At 71.4% G+C, this 405-nt stretch carries 1 pseudogene; it reads right to left on the bottom strand.

The annotated features are described in order from the left end of the window. Positions 1–403, bottom strand: a pseudogene (locus ACFHWS_RS28580) (acetaldehyde dehydrogenase (acetylating)); the annotation flags it as partial. Between the last annotated feature and the right edge of the window lie 2 nt (positions 404–405).

Raw genomic sequence — 405 nt, 5'->3', positions numbered from 1 at the left:
TCGAGGCGACGATCTCCGCGTACGCGACCGGGGCCACCGCCGCGACGGCGGCGACGACCGGCACGGTCGCCTGCCCACCACAGGTGACCATGTTGACGTTCGGCTCGGCCAGGTGCGCGTCCAGATTGACCGGCGGCACCACGTACGGGCCGACCGCGGCCGGGGTCAGATCCACCACCGTCCGCCCGTAAGCCTGCAGAATCTCGTCGTTGCGCCGGTGCGCACCCGCCGACGTGGCGTCGAACACCAACCCGACGTCGGCGAACTCGGGCATCGCCACCAGGCCGTCGACCCCATCACTCGTGGTCGCCACACCCAACCGGCGGGCCCGGGCCAGCCCGTCAGATTCCGGGTCGATGCCGACCATCGCCACCATGTCCAGCGACTCCGACAGCCGCAGCACCT

This window comes from Micromonospora sp. LOL_013 (assembly GCF_048060315.1).
Taxonomy (GTDB): domain Bacteria; phylum Actinomycetota; class Actinomycetes; order Mycobacteriales; family Micromonosporaceae; genus Micromonospora_E.
The sequence above is the reverse complement of the archived record's forward strand: the minus strand, read 5'-3'. Positions and strand labels throughout refer to the sequence as shown.